The sequence below is a fragment of the Caulobacter segnis genome (genome assembly GCF_031454995.1).
Classification (GTDB): Bacteria; Pseudomonadota; Alphaproteobacteria; order Caulobacterales; family Caulobacteraceae; genus Caulobacter; species Caulobacter segnis_E.
Genome location: NZ_JAVDRV010000008.1, coordinates 62,678 through 76,649, shown reverse-complemented (window position 1 = coordinate 76,649; position 13,972 = coordinate 62,678). Strand labels below are relative to the sequence as shown.

Below are 13,972 nucleotides of genomic sequence, written 5' to 3'. Positions count from 1 at the left end.
CATGCGCGCACCGGTCATCATGGTCCACGGGGCCTTCTGCGGCGGCTGGACCTTCGACGCGTTCCGCGCGCCGTTCGAGGTCTCTGGCCATACGGTTTTGACGCCCGACCTGATCGGCCACGATGGGTCCGGCGGCGTGGCTGGCGTCTCGATGACCGACTACGCCCGACAGATCGCCCGGCTTGTCGAAGCCTGCGAAACGCCCCCCATTCTCATCGGTCACTCGATGGGCGGCCTCGTCGCCCAGATGGCGGCCGCGCGCGCGCGCGTTTCCAAGCTGATCCTTCTAGCCCCCTCGGCGCCATGGGGCGTCAGTGGCGCTAGCCTCGAGGAAGCCGCCTCAGCGGTCAGCCTCTACGCTCTTGGCCCCTATTGGCTGCAGGCCGTCGCGCCGGATTACGGCGTCGTGCGCCGCTATAGCGTCGACCGCCTGTCCCGTCCCGCCCGCAAGGCGATCTTCGCCCGCATGACGGCCGAGAGCGGCCGCGCGCTGTGGGAGACGCTGAACTGGTGGCTCGACCCGTTCATGACCACCAGCGTGGCCGCGCCGGGCTGTCCCGTGTTGGCGATCGCCGGCGGCAAGGACGTGATCCACCCGCCCGCCACGGTCCGCCAGACGGCCGCGCGCCTCGGCGGGGCGGTCGAGATCTTCCCGGAAATGAGCCACTGGCTGCCGGGCGAACCGGGTTGGGAAAACGTGGCCGCGCTGTGCCTCGACTTCATCGCCGCCGAGGACCGCGCGGCGGCCTAGCCCTCACTGGGGACTGAACACCTTCAGCCCCAGGATCCCCGCCACGATCAGGCAGAGGCACGCCAGCCGCGCGGCGGTGGCGGGCTCCTTGAACAGCAGGATACCGACGACGGCCGTGCCCACGGCGCCAACGCCCGTCCAGACGGCGTAGGCCGTGCCGAGAGGCAAGGTCTTCACCGACCAGCCGAGCAGTCCCATGGACAAGGCCAGGCTGACGACGGTGAACGCGATCGGGATCGGCTTGGTGAAGCCTTCGGTGAACTTCAGCCCCACGGCCCAGCCCACCTCGAACAGTCCGGCGATCAGGAGAATGATCCAGGCCACGACGAGCCCTTTCTTCGAAAAAGGCGGGGTCGTCCCCGGAACAGCAAAAAGGCGCGGGGTCGTCCCCGCGCCTTCGCTAGATAGGTCCGCCCGGAAGGCGGGGCAACCGAAACCGGATCAGCGGCTGTTGGTGCTGTACAGGATCTGGGCGCGCTCGAAGTTCTTGCCGACCGAGGACTCGTCCAGCTTCTTCAGGCGCACATAGACCAGACCCGCATGACCGCCAGCCCAGTTGTCGTCCCACGACACGGTGAAGCGGCGGAAGTCGCTGCCGACCGTCTGGTCGTTGCGGATCAGGCGCAGCTGCGGGCTGTTCTCCCAGGTCGCCCAGTCGTGAAGGCCGTTGGCCAGCTCTTGAGCCTGTTCCGGGGTCTGCGCGTAGTCGATGGTGACCGTGCAGATGTTCTTGTTCGAACCCGGGTTATCCAGCGTGATGTTGAAGGGCTTGCCCAGGTCGAGGATCCACTGCTCCTTCTTCTTCTTGAAGCCGTAGTCCTTGACCAGCTGAGCGAAGTCGCCGCCGGCGACTTGCGGCTTGCAGACCTTGTCCAGCACGTCGAGCAGCTTCAGCGTGACCGGGTCGGTGGTCTTCGGGCCGCGCACCGGAGCGGTGTAGGTCTCGGCGGGGGCCGCAGCCGGAGCGGCCGCCACGGGCGGCGCGGCTTGGTCGGCCGGAGCAGCCGGAGCAGCTTGGTCAGCCGGAGCGGCCGGGGCGGCTTGGGCCGGAGCCGGAACGGCGGCGGGAGCCGGCGCGGGCGTGGCGGGAGCCGGAGCGGTTTGCTCCTGGGCGACGGCGGCGGTCGAAACCGCGCCGAGAGCGATCAGGCTGACGAGCGCTAGGCGCATAGGCTGGTTATCCCCAACTGAACGAGAGGTCGGCATTAAAACCGACAGGCGGTCCCTCGCAACCCTTATGGCCGCCGAATGCGGCGGAGATTGGGTCACAAGTGTAATTTTTTCGCGCCCGAGACCGGAGCGCTCATGAAAACGCCCTCGATCACCAGGAACGAGGGCGTCTCCAAACTCGAAAAACCCGAGCGATCAGGCCGCTTCGACGGCGTGTTCGGCCAGGATGGTCAGGCCGTCGGGCCCGACGTCCGCGAAACCGCCCTGGATGTCGAACACCTTGGTCGTCGCGCCGTCCTTCACGGTCACCTTGCCTTCGCGCAGGGTGGTCATGAACGGAGCGTGGTTGGCCAGGACGCCGAAGTCGCCTTCCGCGCCCGGGGCCTGGACCATGTCCACGTCGCCGGAGAACAGTTCGCGCTCGGGCGCGACCAGGGAAAAGTGCAGCTTGGCCATCAGTTGAAGGTCTCCTCGACGCCGCCCAGGGCGGCTTCGACGTCTTCGTCGGTCTGGATCTCGGTCCCGCAGAAGGGGCAGAAGCGGATGGTGGCCAGCACCAGGCCCGTCTCGCCCTCTTCCTCGCGTTCGCCAAGATTCAGCAGGATCAGGCCGCTGTCGTGCTCGATGAGGCTGGCGGTCGTGTCCGGAGACACGGCTTCCGCCAGTTCCTCGCAGCAGAAATGGCCCAGATCGGCGTCTTCGGTCATTAGGCTTCGGCCGCCATCTTCTCGGCCTTGGCCACGGCTTCCTCGATCGGACCGACCATGTAGAAGGCGCCTTCCGGCAGGTGGTCGTATTCACCGTCCACGATGCCCTTGAACGAGCGGATCGTGTCCTTCAGCTGGACGAAGGCGCCCGGCGTGTTGGTGAACTGCTCGGCGACGTGGAAGGGCTGGCTCAGGAAGCGCGAGATCTTGCGGGCGCGCGACACGACCAGCTTGTCCTCTTCCGACAGCTCGTCCATGCCCAGGATGGCGATGATGTCCTTCAGCGCCTTGTACTGCTGCAGCACTTCCTGGACGCGGCGAGCGACCGTGTAGTGCTCCTCGCCGATGACCAGCGGGTCCATGATCCGCGAGGTCGAGTCCAGCGGGTCCACGGCCGGGAAGATGGCCTGGGCCGCGATGTCGCGCGACAGAACGGTGGTGGCGTCCAAGTGGGCGAACGAGGTGGCCGGAGCCGGGTCGGTCAAGTCGTCGGCGGGGACGTAGATGGCCTGAACCGAGGTGATCGAGCCCTTGTTCGTCGAGGTGATGCGCTCCTGCAGGTTGCCCATCTCGGTGGCCAGGGTGGGCTGGTAGCCCACGGCCGAGGGGATGCGGCCCAGCAGAGCCGACACTTCGGCGCCGGCTTGGGTGAAGCGGAAGATGTTGTCGACGAACAGCAGCACGTCCTTGCCTTCCTCGTCACGGAAGTATTCCGCGATCGACAGGCCGGTCAGGGCGACGCGGGCGCGGGCGCCCGGGGGTTCGTTCATCTGGCCGTAGACCAGGGCGCAACGCGAACCTTCGGTCGAGCCGTTGTTGGCCTTCGGGTCGACGTTCACGTTCGACTCGATCATCTCGTGATAGAGGTCGTTGCCTTCGCGGGTGCGTTCGCCCACGCCGGCCAGAACCGAGTAACCGCCGTAAGCCTTGGCGATGTTGTTGATCAGTTCCTGCATCGTCACGGTCTTGCCGACGCCAGCGCCGCCGAACAGGCCGATCTTGCCGCCCTTGGTGTAGGGGCACATCAGGTCGATGACCTTGATGCCCGTGACCAGCACTTCAGCGGTGTTGGTCTGCTCGGCGAAGGTCGGGGCGTCGCGGTGGATCGTGCGGGTGATGTCCGAACGGATCGGGCCTTGTTCGTCGATCGGCTCGCCGATGACGTTCATGATGCGGCCCAGGGTGCCCGGGCCGACCGGCACGCGGATCGAAGCGCCGGTGTCGCGCACCGGCTGACCGCGGACCAGACCCTCGGTGGCGTCCATGGCGATGGCGCGGACGGTGTTCTGGCCCAGGTGCTGGGCGACTTCGAACACCAGGCGCTGGCCGGTGGCGGTGTTGACGGTCTCGACGGCGTTCAGGATCGCCGGCAGGGCGCCGTCAAACTCGATGTCGACGACCGCGCCGATGATCTGCACGAGGCGGCCGGTGGCGCCGTCCAGGTTCACGGCGGTGTTGGCCGAAGCGGCGGCGGCCTTGGGCGCGGCCGGCTTCTTGGCGGCGGCGGGAGCCTTGGCGGCGGCGGCGGCCTTCGGAGCAGCCGCGGCCTTGGGGGCGGCGGGCTTCTTGGCGGCGGCGGTCGCCGGCTTTTCAGCGGGGGTCTTGGCCATGGCGTGCGGTCTTTCGGTCTCTGCGTGCTTGTGTCGTTAGGCTTGCGATCAGACGGCTTCGGCGCCGGAGATGATCTCGATCAGCTCCTTGGTGATCTGGGCCTGGCGGGAACGGTTGTACTCGAGGGTGTAGCGCTTGATCATGTCGCCGGCGTTGCGCGTGGCGTTGTCCATGGCGGTCATCTGGCTGGCGTAGAAGCCGGCCATGTTGTCGAGCAGGGCCGACAGGATCTGGACCGTCAGGTTGCGCGGCAGCAGGGTCTCGAGGATGGCCTCTTCCGAGGGCTCATAGTCGTAGACCGCCGCCGGGCCCGAGACCGCTTCCGCGCCCTCGACCGTGGCCGGGATCAGCTGCAAGCCCGTCGGGATTTGCTGCACCACCGATTTGAAGCGGCTGTAGAACAGCGTGACCACGTCGGTCTCGCCCGCTTCGTATTCGCGGGTGACAACGTCGGCGATCGGCTGGGCCACCGACAGCGTCAGTTGGCGATAGGCGGACAGGTCGAACGTCTCGACGATCTTGCCGGCGTAGGGACGGGCGAGTTGCGCCGTCACCTTCTTGCCGACGCAGATCACCCGCACCGTCTTGCCCTGGGCGATCAGCCCGTCGATGTGCTGGCGCGCGGCGCGAACGATCGACGAGGTGAAGCCGCCCGCCAGACCACGGTCGGCGGCGGCGACCACCACCAGATGGCGGTCGTCGCGGCCCGTGCCGGCCAGGAGCTTCGGCGCGCCGTCTCCGGACACGCCGGCGGCGAGATTGGCGATGACGCTGGCCAGACGCCGGGCGTAGGGACGGGCGGCTTCCGCCGCGTCCTGGCTCCGGCGCAGCTTGGCCGCCGCCACCATCTGCATCGCTTTCGTGATCTTTTGCGTCGCCTTGACGCTCGAGATCCGATTGCGCATTTCCTTCAAGCTGGCCATTCGGCGCTACTCTCTCCGAGCGGTTCCGAGGGGCTTAGGCGAAGGTCGACGAGAAGCTGTCGAGCGCGCTCTTCAGCGTCGCTTCCAGATCCTTGTCGAGCGCCTTCTTGGTGCGGATGCCGTCCAGCAGATCCTTGTGCTGGCTGTGCAGGCGGGCCAGGAGCTCGGTCTCGAACCGGCGGACGGCCGAGGTCGGGATCTTGTCCAGGTAGCCGCGCGTGCCGGCGTAGATCACGCAGACCTGCTCTTCCACCGCCTGCGGGGCGTATTGCGGCTGCTTCAGCAGCTCGGTCAGGCGTTCGCCGCGCGCCAGCATCTTCTGGGTCGAGGCGTCCAGGTCCGAGCCGAACTTCGCGAAGGCGGCCATTTCACGGTACTGGGCCAGCTCGCCCTTAATCGGGCCGGCGACTTGCTTCATCGCCTTGATCTGGGCCGACGAACCGACGCGCGACACCGAGATGCCGACGTTCACGGCCGGGCGGATGCCTTGGTAGAACAGGTCGGTTTCCAGGAAGATCTGGCCGTCGGTGATCGAGATCACGTTGGTCGGGATGTAGGCCGACACGTCGTTGGCCTGGGTTTCGATGATCGGCAGAGCCGTCAGCGAGCCCGAACCGTTGTCTTCGTTCAGCTTCGCGGCGCGTTCCAGCAGGCGCGAGTGCAGATAGAACACGTCGCCCGGATAGGCTTCGCGGCCCGGCGGGCGGCGCAGCAGCAGCGACATCTGACGGTAGGCGACGGCCTGCTTGGAAAGGTCGTCATAGATGATCAGGCCGTGCAGGCCGTTGTCGCGGAACCACTCGCCCATGGCGCAGCCCGAGAACGGGGCCAGGTATTGCAGCGGCGCCGGCTCCGAGGCCGAGGCGACGACGACGATCGTGTATTCCAGGGCGCCGTGCTCTTCCAGGGTCTTGACGATCTGGGCGACGGTCGAGCGCTTCTGGCCGATGGCGACGTAGACGCAGTAGAGCTTGGCGCTTTCGTCCTTGCCGGCGTTCACGGCCTTCTGGTTCAGGATGGTGTCGATGGCGACGGCGGTCTTGCCGGTCTGACGGTCACCGATGATCAGCTCGCGCTGGCCGCGGCCAACCGGGATCAGGGTGTCGATCGACTTCAGACCCGTTTGCACCGGCTCGTGCACCGACTTCCGCGGGATGATGCCCGGAGCCTTCACGTCGACGCGGCGACGCTCGGTGTATTGGATCGGGCCCTTGCCGTCGATCGGTTCGCCCAGCGGGTTGACGACGCGGCCCAGCAGGCCGCGGCCGACCGGCACGTCCACGATCTCGCCGAGGCGACGGACTTCGTCGCCTTCCTTGATTTCCTGGTCCTGGCCGAAGATCACGGCGCCGACGTTGTCGCGCTCGAGGTTCAGGGCCATGCCCTTCACGCCGGCCTTCGGGAACTCCAGCATTTCGCCGGCTTGGACGTTGTCCAGGCCGTAGATGCGGGCGATGCCGTCACCGACGGACAGCACCTGGCCGACGTCCGAGACGGCGGCTTCCTCGCCGAAGTTGGCGATCTGCGACTTGAGGATGGCCGAGATTTCGGCGGCGCGGATGTCCATGGTCTTCAGGGCTCTCTGCGATCTAATCTTTTTAGGCGCGCTTATACGCTCAGGCGCGCTTCAGGGCGAATTTCAGGGAATCGAGCTTCGAACGGAGCGAAGCGTCGAAGAGACGGGAACCGACGCGCACCTTCAGACCGCCCAGCAGGGACGGATCGACGCGCGTGGAAACTTCGGGGGTCTTGCCCAGGGCCTGGACCAGGGCGGTCCGCACGCCCTGCAACTGCGCGGCCGACAGCGGCGCGGCCGAGACGACCTCGGCGGTGACGACGCCGCGGTGCTTGGCCGACAGCTCGACGAAGGCCGAGATGGCGCCCAACAGATCGCCCGCGCGGCCGTTCGCGGCCACCAGGCCCAGGAACTTCGTGGTCAGCATGTCGAAGCCGGCCTTCACGGCGACGGCCACCAGACCCTTGCCCTTGTCCTCGGCCGAGAAGGCGGGCGAGGCGATCAGGCGGCGCAGGTCGGCGCTGTCGGCGATCATCGCCTTCAGACTCTTCAGATCGGCTTCGACCTTTTGCAGGGAGCCGTTCTCGATCGTCAATTCGAACAGGGACTGCGCGTAGCGCTGACCCGCATCCGTCGCCTTGGTTTCGTCCGCCACTTGGTATCCGCCCGGTGCGTTGCAAATGGCCGCGAACAAGAAGGTTAACCCTTATCGCGGCTTAAAGGCTTGAGCGCGCTTGAAAAAAGCACATGGACGGCCGGCGCGTAAACGCCGCCCCGTCCGAAGCCGCGCGCCTGATAACACGGGCTTTTCGCAGTCGCAACCAAGCGGGCGCGATCAGTCGACGGCGCGACGGAATACAGCCGAGGCCGAAGCCGCCAGACTTCCGTTAGGGCGCCTCAGTTCGCCCTGGGCGAAGACCAGGCTACGGGTGGCCCGCTCAACCCAAGCCTTTTGTTCGAGAGCGCCCTCCCCGGCCTCGGCCGCGAAGTCGATCGTCATCGAGGTCAGGGCCGAGCCGTCGCCCGCGACGTCTCGCAGAGCGGCTTCCAGCTGGGCGGAGAGGCTCGTGTCCATAAGCGTCACTCGTCGTCCGAATTAGAAAAAAGGCGGCGGAAAGCTCCGCCGCCCCATTAAGGCGAATGCTCGAGGAAACAGCCAGACGGGCCGGAGAAACGAAACGGCCCAAAGCGTCTGGGTACTGAATAAGGAGCGCCAGGCGCGCTCCCTACTTGGCCGAGGCCAGGGCGGCGCCCTTGGCCGAGGCGTTGCAGCGGGTCAGGTCGTCGGCGTCCAGGGAGCGCGTTTCGCCCCCGAAGGCCGAGACGCGACCCACTTCCTTGGCCAGCGCCTTGCAGGCGACGGCGGTCAGGGCGCGAGACGGCGCTTGGGCCGAGACGCATTCGGAGCCTTCGCAGACGAAGACGGCGCCGCCGGCGACCACCTTGGTCTTGGCCGGGACCGGCGCGTCCAGGGCGGCGGCGATGCGGCCGTCGGCGAAAGCGGAGCCAGCGAACATGGAGACGGAAACGGCGGCGACGGCCGCCAGGGTGCGGAGCTTCATGGGAAAGCCCTCCAGCGTTTGGGGAGTTGCGGTCAGATCGTTGATCGGCGGGAACGCGTACTGGCCGCTCGGAGCCGGGGGATGACGGCGCCGGTATCCCCACCGGTGCTTCGGATCCGAACTAAGCATCGCTTAGATAACAGTGATTACAAATTGCGCAAGCGGATTTTCGATCGCGCTTCGACATTCGCGAAAAACGCCGGTTTCGCGCGGAAACGGCGAAGATCGAGCCGTTCCGTCGGGGCAAGGTTGGCCGGCCTCGCAACGAGCGTACTCTTCCGCCCAACGACAGAAAGGGCTGGGGAGGCTTGGCCATGGACTTCCGACCGCCGCCGGAACTGACCGCCTATCTGGCGGAGCTGGACGCCTTCATCGAGAAGGAGATCGCGCCGCTGCAGGCGCGCGACGACAACCAGCGCTTCTTCGACCACCGCCGTGAATGGGCCCGCACCGACTGGGACGCCGGCGGCCTGCCCCGCCACGAGTGGGAAGAGCTGCTGGCCAAGGCCCGCAAGCTGGCCGATCAGGCGGGTCACTATCGCTACGCCCTGCCATCCGCCTACGGCGGAAAGGACGGCACGAACCTGGGCATGGCGATGATCCGCGAGCACCTGGCGGCCAAGGGCCTGGGCCTGTTCAACGACCTGCAGAACGAGCACTCGATCGTCGGCAACAATCCGTTCGTGCTGATGATCCGCGACTTCGGCCGCCCCGACCAGCAACACTTGATCGAGGACATGCTGGATCGCGGCGCCTTCCGCCCGACCTTTGGCCTGACGGAGCCCGACCACGGCTCGGACGCCACCCACATGGAGACCCGCGCCGTCCGCGAGGATCGTCATGGCGAGCCCGGCTGGCGGATCGACGGCGAGAAGATGTGGACCACGGGCATGCACGCGGCCACGCACTGCTGCCTCTTCGCCCGCACCAGCGGCCAGGACGGCGACGCGCGCGGCATCACCGCCTTCCTGGTCCCGGCCCACGCGCCCGGCGTGAAGATCGAGGAGTACCTCTGGACCTTCAACATGCCCACCGACCACCCGCGCGTCAGCTTCACCGACGTCTGGGTTCCGGACAGCGCCATGTTCGGCCCCGAGGGCGGGGGCCTGGCCCTGGCTCAGCACTTCGTGCACGAGAACCGTATCCGCCAGGCGGCCTCCAGCCTGGGCGCGGCGACCTACTGCATAGAAGAGAGCATAAAGTACGCGCGCGCTCGCAAGCCGTTCGGCAAGGCGCTGGCCGAGAACCAGGCCATCCAATTCCCGATCGTCGAGCTCTCCACCCAGGTCGAGATGCTGCGCCTTCTGATCCGCAAGACCGCCTGGGAGATGGACCAGATGACCAAGCCCGAGGTCGAAAAGCGCCTCTCGGACAAGGTCTCGATGTGTAACTACTGGGCCAACCGCCTGTGCTGCGAAGCCGCCGATCGGGCGATGCAGATCCATGGCGGCATCGGCTATTCGCGCCACAAGGCCTTCGAGCACATCTACCGCCACCACCGCCGCTATCGGATCACCGAAGGCGCCGAGGAGATCCAGATGCGCAAGGTGGCCGCCTGGCTGTTCGGCTACATCGGCCCGCGCAAACAAGCCTTTCAATAGTTGGCGGGCGGCGGGCGCCGAAACCGCTTACACTTTCGGCCGCCGCCTCACGCCGATATGGACAAGGTTTAATTCCGCGCCTCCTGACGCGGATCAAACGACGCGCTATCTAACGGAGGTACGCGAACAGCCATGTTCGCGCGTCGTACTTGCGCGTTAGGGTCTCGCCCGTTTGGCTTTCGAGCGACCGTCCGCCGCCGCGCGGACTGCTGGAGGATTGAATGAACCGTCTCGTCCGTAACACCGCGCGCGTGGCGCTGATCGTCGCCGTCCCGGCCACCCTGGCCGGCTGCGGGATCAACACCATCCCCACCCAGGACGAAGCCACCAAGGCCGCCTGGGCCGAGGTGCAGAACCAGTACCAGCGTCGCGCCGACCTGGTGCCGAACCTGGTCGCCACGGTGAAGGGCTACGCCGCCCAGGAGAAGGACGTGCTCACCGCCGTCACCCAGGCTCGCGCCAGCGCCACCCAGGTGAAGGTCGACGCCTCGACCATCACCGATCCGGTTCAGTTCCAGAAATTCGCCGCCGCCCAGGACCAGCTATCCGGCGTGCTGGGCCGCCTGATGGTCATTCAGGAGCAGTATCCGGACCTGAAGTCGAACCAGAACTTCCTGGCCCTGCAGAGCCAGCTGGAAGGCACCGAGAACCGCATCACCATCGCGCGGCGCGACTACAACGAGGCCGCGCAAAAATACAACACGACCCTGCGCACCTTCCCCAGCATCCTGTGGGCCAAGACCGTCTACAGCGGCCAGAAGCCGGCCCAGCTGTTCCAGGCCTCGGCCGCCGCCCAGAGCGCGCCGACGGTGGACTTCTCCAGCCCGCCGACGGCGACCCCGCCGAAGGTGCAATAGGATCGTGGGCCAGGCCGCTTTCATCCTCCCCCGCGCGGCGGGGGAGGTGGCGCGGCGCCAATGGCGTCGCGACAGAGGGGGCGCTTCGCGGCGTCGCCCCGACGCCCCCTCCACCGCTTCGCGGTCCCCCTCCCCCGTTTCACGGGTGAGGATGTGGGCGCTCGCGCTGGTCGCGGTGCTGTTCGCCCTGCCCGCCCTCGCCGCCCCGACCTTCCCAACCTTGACGGGACGCGTGGTCGACGAGGCCAAGGTGCTGTCGCCGGACGCCGAACGCGACCTCGCCGACAAGCTGGAAAATCTCGAGACGACCACCGGGCGTCAGCTCGTCGTCGCGACCGTGCCCAGCCTGCAGGGCTACCCCATCGAGGACTACGGCTATCAGCTGGGCCGGACCTGGGGCATCGGCCAGAAGGACAAGGACGACGGCGTCATCCTGCTGGTCGCGCCCAACGAGCGGAAGGTTCGGATCGAAGTCGGCTATGGACTCGAGCCCGTCCTGACCGACGCCCTGTCCAGCGTCATCATCCAAAGCGTGATCCTGCCCAAGTTCCGCGACGGCGACCTGCCAGGCGGCGTCGTGGCCGGGACGGACGCCCTGATCGAGCAGCTCAGCCTGCCCGCCGACCAGGCCAAGGCGCGCGTCGCCGAGGCCAGCCAGCCCGAGCGCCACAAGGCGCAAGGCTCGCCGATCGCGGCGATCCTGATCATCCTGTTCCTGGTCTTCGTGTTCTCCAGCCTGTTCCGAGGCGGACGCCGCGGCGGCCTGGGCTCGGCCCTGCCGTGGATCATCCTGAGCGCGCTGAGCGACAGTCGTCGCGGTGGCGGCGGCTGGGGCGGCGGCGGAGGTGGCGGCGGCGGCTTCTCGGGCGGCGGCGGATCGTTCGGCGGCGGCGGCAGTTCGGGGAGCTGGTGAGATGGCGATGAACATGACCCCGGAAGACCTCGACCGCATCGCGGAGGCCGTGGCCGAGGCCGAGAAGACCACCGCCGGCGAGATCTTCTGCGTCCTGGCGCCGGAGGTGTCGGACTATCGCGAGACGCCGCTGGTCTGGGCGGCGGCGACCGCCCTGGTGCTGCCGGCGGCGGCGCTGTTCGCCGGCTTCCGCCCCGAGATGCTGACCCGCCTGTTCGGCGGCTGGAGCGTCGGCCACTCCGCGGCGATGGACGGGGCGATCCTGTCGGCGCTCTCGACCTATATCGCCTTGCAAGCCGTGGTGTTCGTGCTCGCGGCGCTGATCGTCTCGATCCCGCCCGTCCGCCGCGCCTTGACGCCCGGCGCGCTGAAGGCCGCCCGGGTCAAGAAGGCCGCCATGGAGCAGTTCCTCGGCCACGGCCTGCACGTCACCCGCGACCGAACCGGCGTCTTGATCTTCGCGGCCCTGGCCGAGCACCGGGTCGAGGTGATCGCCGACGAGGGCATCTACGCCGCCGCGCCGAACGCCGTCTGGGACGAGGTCGTCGCCGACCTGGTCGCGGGGATGAAGCGCGAGGCGATCGCCGACGGCTTCGTGGCCGCCGTGCGCCGCGCCGGCGCGATCCTGGCCGAGCATGTGCCGCCCGGGTCCGACAACCACAACGAACTGGCCGACGGCCTGACCATCCTGCCCAAGCGGTAGACCCCGCCTCCAAGCCGCCGCCCATGACCCCGTTTCTTCAGCGGAGACGTTGACGCGCGCGTGACCTTTCGCGCCGCGAGAAGCCGGTCTAGGGTGGCGGCAATTCAAACTAATGTTTTAACGGGGAGAGCGCCTCATGCGCGAAGCGGTCATCGTCTCTTACGCCCGCACGGGCCTGGCCAAGTCCAACCGCGGCGGCTTCAACAACACACACGGCGCGGCGATGGCCGGCCACGCCATCCAGCACGCGGTCAAGCGCGCCAAGCTGGACGGCGCCGAGGTCGAGGACGTGGTCCTGGGCTGCGGCGGCCCCGAGGGCGCCACCGGCATGAACGTGGCCCGCAACGCGGCCATGTGGGCCGGCCTGCCGGTCACCACCTCGGGCCAGACGGTCAACCGCTTCTGCTCCTCGGGCCTGCAGGCCATCGCCACGGCCGCCAACTATGTCCGCAACGACGGCGCCGACGTCGCGATCGGCGGCGGCGTGGAGTCGATCTCGCTGGTGCAAGGCGGCGGTCACATGAACCGCTTCCACATCACCGAAGAGAAGCTGATGCAGACCCATCCGGCCCTCTGGATGGCGATGATCGACACGGCCGACATCGTGGCCAAGCGCTACAACGTCAGCCGCGAGTATCAGGACGAATATTCGCTGCGCAGCCAGCAGCGCATCGCCGCCGCCCAGGCCGCCGGCCTGTTCGACAACGAGATCGTGCCGATGGCCACCAAGATGAAGGTGGTCAACAAGGAGACCAAGGAAGAGAGCCTGGTCGACTATGTGGTCACCAAGGACGAGTGCAATCGCCCGGAGACGACGCTGGAGGGCCTGGCCAGCCTCAAGCCGGTGATGGGCGAGGGCAAGTTCGTCACCGCCGGCAACGCCAGCCAGCTCTCGGACGGCGCCGCCGCCGTGGTGGTGATGGAGGCCAAGGAGGCCGCCCGCCGCAACCTCGAGCCGCTGGGCGCCTTCCGGGGCTTCGCCATCGCCGGCTGCGAGCCCGACGAGATGGGCATCGGCCCGGTCTTCGCCGTGCCGCGCCTCTTGGAGCGCCACGGCCTGAAGGTCGACGACATCGACCTGTGGGAGCTGAACGAGGCCTTCGCCAGCCAGTGCCTCTACAGCCGCGACCGCCTGGGCATCGATCCGGAAAAGTACAACGTCAACGGCGGCTCGATCGCCATCGGTCACCCGTTCGGCATGACCGGCGCCCGCTGCGCCGGCCACCTGCTGCTGGAAGGCAAGCGCCGCAAGGCCAAGCTGGGCGTGGTGACCATGTGCATCGGCGGGGGCATGGGCGCCGCCGGCCTGTTCGAAATCTTCTGATTTCGATCAGGACGGAGGACGGCGCCCATCGGCCAAAGAGACCCGAAATCGCTCCCGCGATCTCGGGGCGGCGCCGCCGGCCCATTCGAAATCTTCTGATCGAGAGCGGAACAAGACAGTCGGAAGGCCGGGAACCGCCAAGGTGGTTTCCGGCCTTTATTGTTGTCGTTTCAACAATAACGGACCCGACCGTCATGGCCGCCAAGGCCTTTTTCGCCGTCGCCCTGCTTGTCGCCGCCGCCATAGGCCTGGCCCTGCCAACGCCCGGCGTCACCCACGAGCCGCAAGCCACCCGCTCGTCGTTCGAGACGATCCCCATCGACTGAGCGCGCAA

The 13,972-nt window shown here is 67.5% G+C and carries 17 protein-coding genes; 7 read left to right on the top strand and 10 right to left on the bottom strand.

Going from position 1 to position 13,972, the window contains the following annotated elements:
- The first annotated feature begins 1 nt into the window (after position 1).
- Entirely contained in the window at positions 2-751 is a 750-nt protein-coding gene (locus J2728_RS20390) for an alpha/beta fold hydrolase (RefSeq protein ID WP_310002000.1), read from the top strand.
- 3 nt (positions 752-754) lie between these two features.
- On the opposite strand, the gene sugE is transcribed toward J2728_RS20390, so the two are convergent.
- From sugE to J2728_RS20340, 10 genes are all read right to left on the bottom strand, one after another.
- The gene (gene sugE / locus J2728_RS20385) at positions 755-1,075 is read right to left on the bottom strand and encodes a quaternary ammonium compound efflux SMR transporter SugE (RefSeq protein ID WP_310001998.1); all 321 of its coding nucleotides are present in this window, start codon (positions 1,073-1,075) and stop codon (positions 755-757) included.
- 117 nt (positions 1,076-1,192) lie between these two features.
- Positions 1,193-1,957 carry a hypothetical protein gene (locus tag J2728_RS20380; protein WP_310001996.1) on the bottom strand — a complete coding sequence of 255 codons (765 nt, stop codon included), beginning with the start codon at positions 1,955-1,957 and terminating at the stop codon, positions 1,193-1,195.
- Positions 1,958-2,116: 159 nt separating this feature from the next.
- Complete coding sequence (locus J2728_RS20375; RefSeq protein WP_304280342.1) at positions 2,117-2,377, bottom strand: ATP synthase F1 subunit epsilon; 261 nt, start codon at positions 2,375-2,377, stop codon at positions 2,117-2,119.
- Positions 2,377-2,628: a hypothetical protein gene (locus tag J2728_RS20370; protein ID WP_310001994.1), complete on the bottom strand. Its 252-nt coding sequence runs from the start codon at positions 2,626-2,628 to the stop codon at positions 2,377-2,379. The genes J2728_RS20375 and J2728_RS20370 overlap by 1 nt, the downstream gene beginning before the upstream one ends.
- A complete protein-coding gene (gene atpD, locus J2728_RS20365; protein WP_013077431.1) occupies positions 2,628-4,238 on the bottom strand; it encodes a F0F1 ATP synthase subunit beta in 1,611 nt (536 codons plus the stop codon). Before atpD ends, J2728_RS20370 begins: the two co-directional genes overlap by 1 nt.
- A 48-nt stretch (positions 4,239-4,286) precedes the next feature.
- On the bottom strand, positions 4,287-5,162 hold the full coding sequence (locus J2728_RS20360; RefSeq protein ID WP_310001992.1) for a F0F1 ATP synthase subunit gamma: 876 nt from the start codon (positions 5,160-5,162) through the stop codon (positions 4,287-4,289).
- 34 nt (positions 5,163-5,196) lie between these two features.
- Entirely contained in the window at positions 5,197-6,729 is a 1,533-nt protein-coding gene (gene atpA, locus J2728_RS20355; RefSeq protein ID WP_310001991.1) for a F0F1 ATP synthase subunit alpha, read from the bottom strand.
- A gap of 49 nt (positions 6,730-6,778) precedes the next feature.
- A complete protein-coding gene (locus tag J2728_RS20350; protein WP_310001990.1) occupies positions 6,779-7,333 on the bottom strand; it encodes a F0F1 ATP synthase subunit delta in 555 nt (184 codons plus the stop codon).
- Positions 7,334-7,513: 180 nt separating this feature from the next.
- A complete protein-coding gene (locus tag J2728_RS20345) occupies positions 7,514-7,753 on the bottom strand; it encodes an acyl-CoA thioesterase domain-containing protein (protein ID WP_404979813.1) in 240 nt (79 codons plus the stop codon).
- Between the two features lie 151 nt (positions 7,754-7,904).
- Complete coding sequence (locus tag J2728_RS20340; protein WP_041538135.1) at positions 7,905-8,240, bottom strand: DUF8200 family protein; 336 nt, start codon at positions 8,238-8,240, stop codon at positions 7,905-7,907.
- 308 nt (positions 8,241-8,548) lie between these two features.
- Here J2728_RS20340 and J2728_RS20335 point away from each other — a divergent pair, with 308 nt between their 5' ends.
- The 6 genes from J2728_RS20335 (at position 8,549) to J2728_RS20310 (ending at position 13,964) form a co-directional block, all read left to right on the top strand.
- Positions 8,549-9,841, top strand: coding sequence for an acyl-CoA dehydrogenase family protein (locus tag J2728_RS20335; protein ID WP_310001986.1), 1,293 nt, complete (start codon positions 8,549-8,551; stop codon positions 9,839-9,841).
- A 221-nt stretch (positions 9,842-10,062) separates the two neighbouring features.
- Positions 10,063-10,698: a LemA family protein gene (locus tag J2728_RS20330; protein ID WP_310001985.1), complete on the top strand. Its 636-nt coding sequence runs from the start codon at positions 10,063-10,065 to the stop codon at positions 10,696-10,698.
- 151 nt (positions 10,699-10,849) lie between these two features.
- Positions 10,850-11,611: a TPM domain-containing protein gene (locus J2728_RS20325; protein WP_310001984.1), complete on the top strand. Its 762-nt coding sequence runs from the start codon at positions 10,850-10,852 to the stop codon at positions 11,609-11,611.
- A gap of 1 nt (position 11,612) precedes the next feature.
- On the top strand, positions 11,613-12,314 hold the full coding sequence (locus J2728_RS20320; RefSeq protein WP_310001982.1) for a TPM domain-containing protein: 702 nt from the start codon (positions 11,613-11,615) through the stop codon (positions 12,312-12,314).
- A 136-nt stretch (positions 12,315-12,450) separates the two neighbouring features.
- Positions 12,451-13,638, top strand: a complete 1,188-nt coding sequence (locus tag J2728_RS20315) for an acetyl-CoA C-acyltransferase (RefSeq protein WP_310001981.1) — start codon at positions 12,451-12,453, stop codon at positions 13,636-13,638.
- A gap of 194 nt (positions 13,639-13,832) precedes the next feature.
- The gene (locus tag J2728_RS20310; RefSeq protein WP_310001980.1) at positions 13,833-13,964 is read left to right on the top strand and encodes a hypothetical protein; all 132 of its coding nucleotides are present in this window, start codon (positions 13,833-13,835) and stop codon (positions 13,962-13,964) included.
- Positions 13,965-13,972: the final 8 nt, after the last annotated feature.

What these genes read in the sequence shown, in the direction of transcription:
- J2728_RS20390 (WP_310002000.1), top strand. Translation starts at nt 2, where the DNA reads ATGCGCGCACCGGTCATCATGGTCCACGGGGCCTTCTGCGGCGGCTGG.
- J2728_RS20380 (WP_310001996.1), bottom strand. Translation starts at nt 1,957, where the DNA reads ATGCCGACCTCTCGTTCAGTTGGGGATAACCAGCCTATGCGCCTAGCG.
- J2728_RS20375 (WP_304280342.1), bottom strand. Translation starts at nt 2,377, where the DNA reads ATGGCCAAGCTGCACTTTTCCCTGGTCGCGCCCGAGCGCGAACTGTTC.
- J2728_RS20370 (WP_310001994.1), bottom strand. Translation starts at nt 2,628, where the DNA reads ATGACCGAAGACGCCGATCTGGGCCATTTCTGCTGCGAGGAACTGGCG.
- atpD (WP_013077431.1), bottom strand. Translation starts at nt 4,238, where the DNA reads ATGGCCAAGACCCCCGCTGAAAAGCCGGCGACCGCCGCCGCCAAGAAG.
- J2728_RS20360 (WP_310001992.1), bottom strand. Translation starts at nt 5,162, where the DNA reads ATGGCCAGCTTGAAGGAAATGCGCAATCGGATCTCGAGCGTCAAGGCG.
- atpA (WP_310001991.1), bottom strand. Translation starts at nt 6,729, where the DNA reads ATGGACATCCGCGCCGCCGAAATCTCGGCCATCCTCAAGTCGCAGATC.
- J2728_RS20345 (WP_404979813.1), bottom strand. Translation starts at nt 7,753, where the DNA reads ATGGACACGAGCCTCTCCGCCCAGCTGGAAGCCGCTCTGCGAGACGTC.
- J2728_RS20340 (WP_041538135.1), bottom strand. Translation starts at nt 8,240, where the DNA reads ATGAAGCTCCGCACCCTGGCGGCCGTCGCCGCCGTTTCCGTCTCCATG.
- J2728_RS20330 (WP_310001985.1), top strand. Translation starts at nt 10,063, where the DNA reads ATGAACCGTCTCGTCCGTAACACCGCGCGCGTGGCGCTGATCGTCGCC.
- J2728_RS20325 (WP_310001984.1), top strand. Translation starts at nt 10,850, where the DNA reads ATGTGGGCGCTCGCGCTGGTCGCGGTGCTGTTCGCCCTGCCCGCCCTC.
- J2728_RS20320 (WP_310001982.1), top strand. Translation starts at nt 11,613, where the DNA reads ATGGCGATGAACATGACCCCGGAAGACCTCGACCGCATCGCGGAGGCC.
- J2728_RS20315 (WP_310001981.1), top strand. Translation starts at nt 12,451, where the DNA reads ATGCGCGAAGCGGTCATCGTCTCTTACGCCCGCACGGGCCTGGCCAAG.
- J2728_RS20310 (WP_310001980.1), top strand. Translation starts at nt 13,833, where the DNA reads ATGGCCGCCAAGGCCTTTTTCGCCGTCGCCCTGCTTGTCGCCGCCGCC.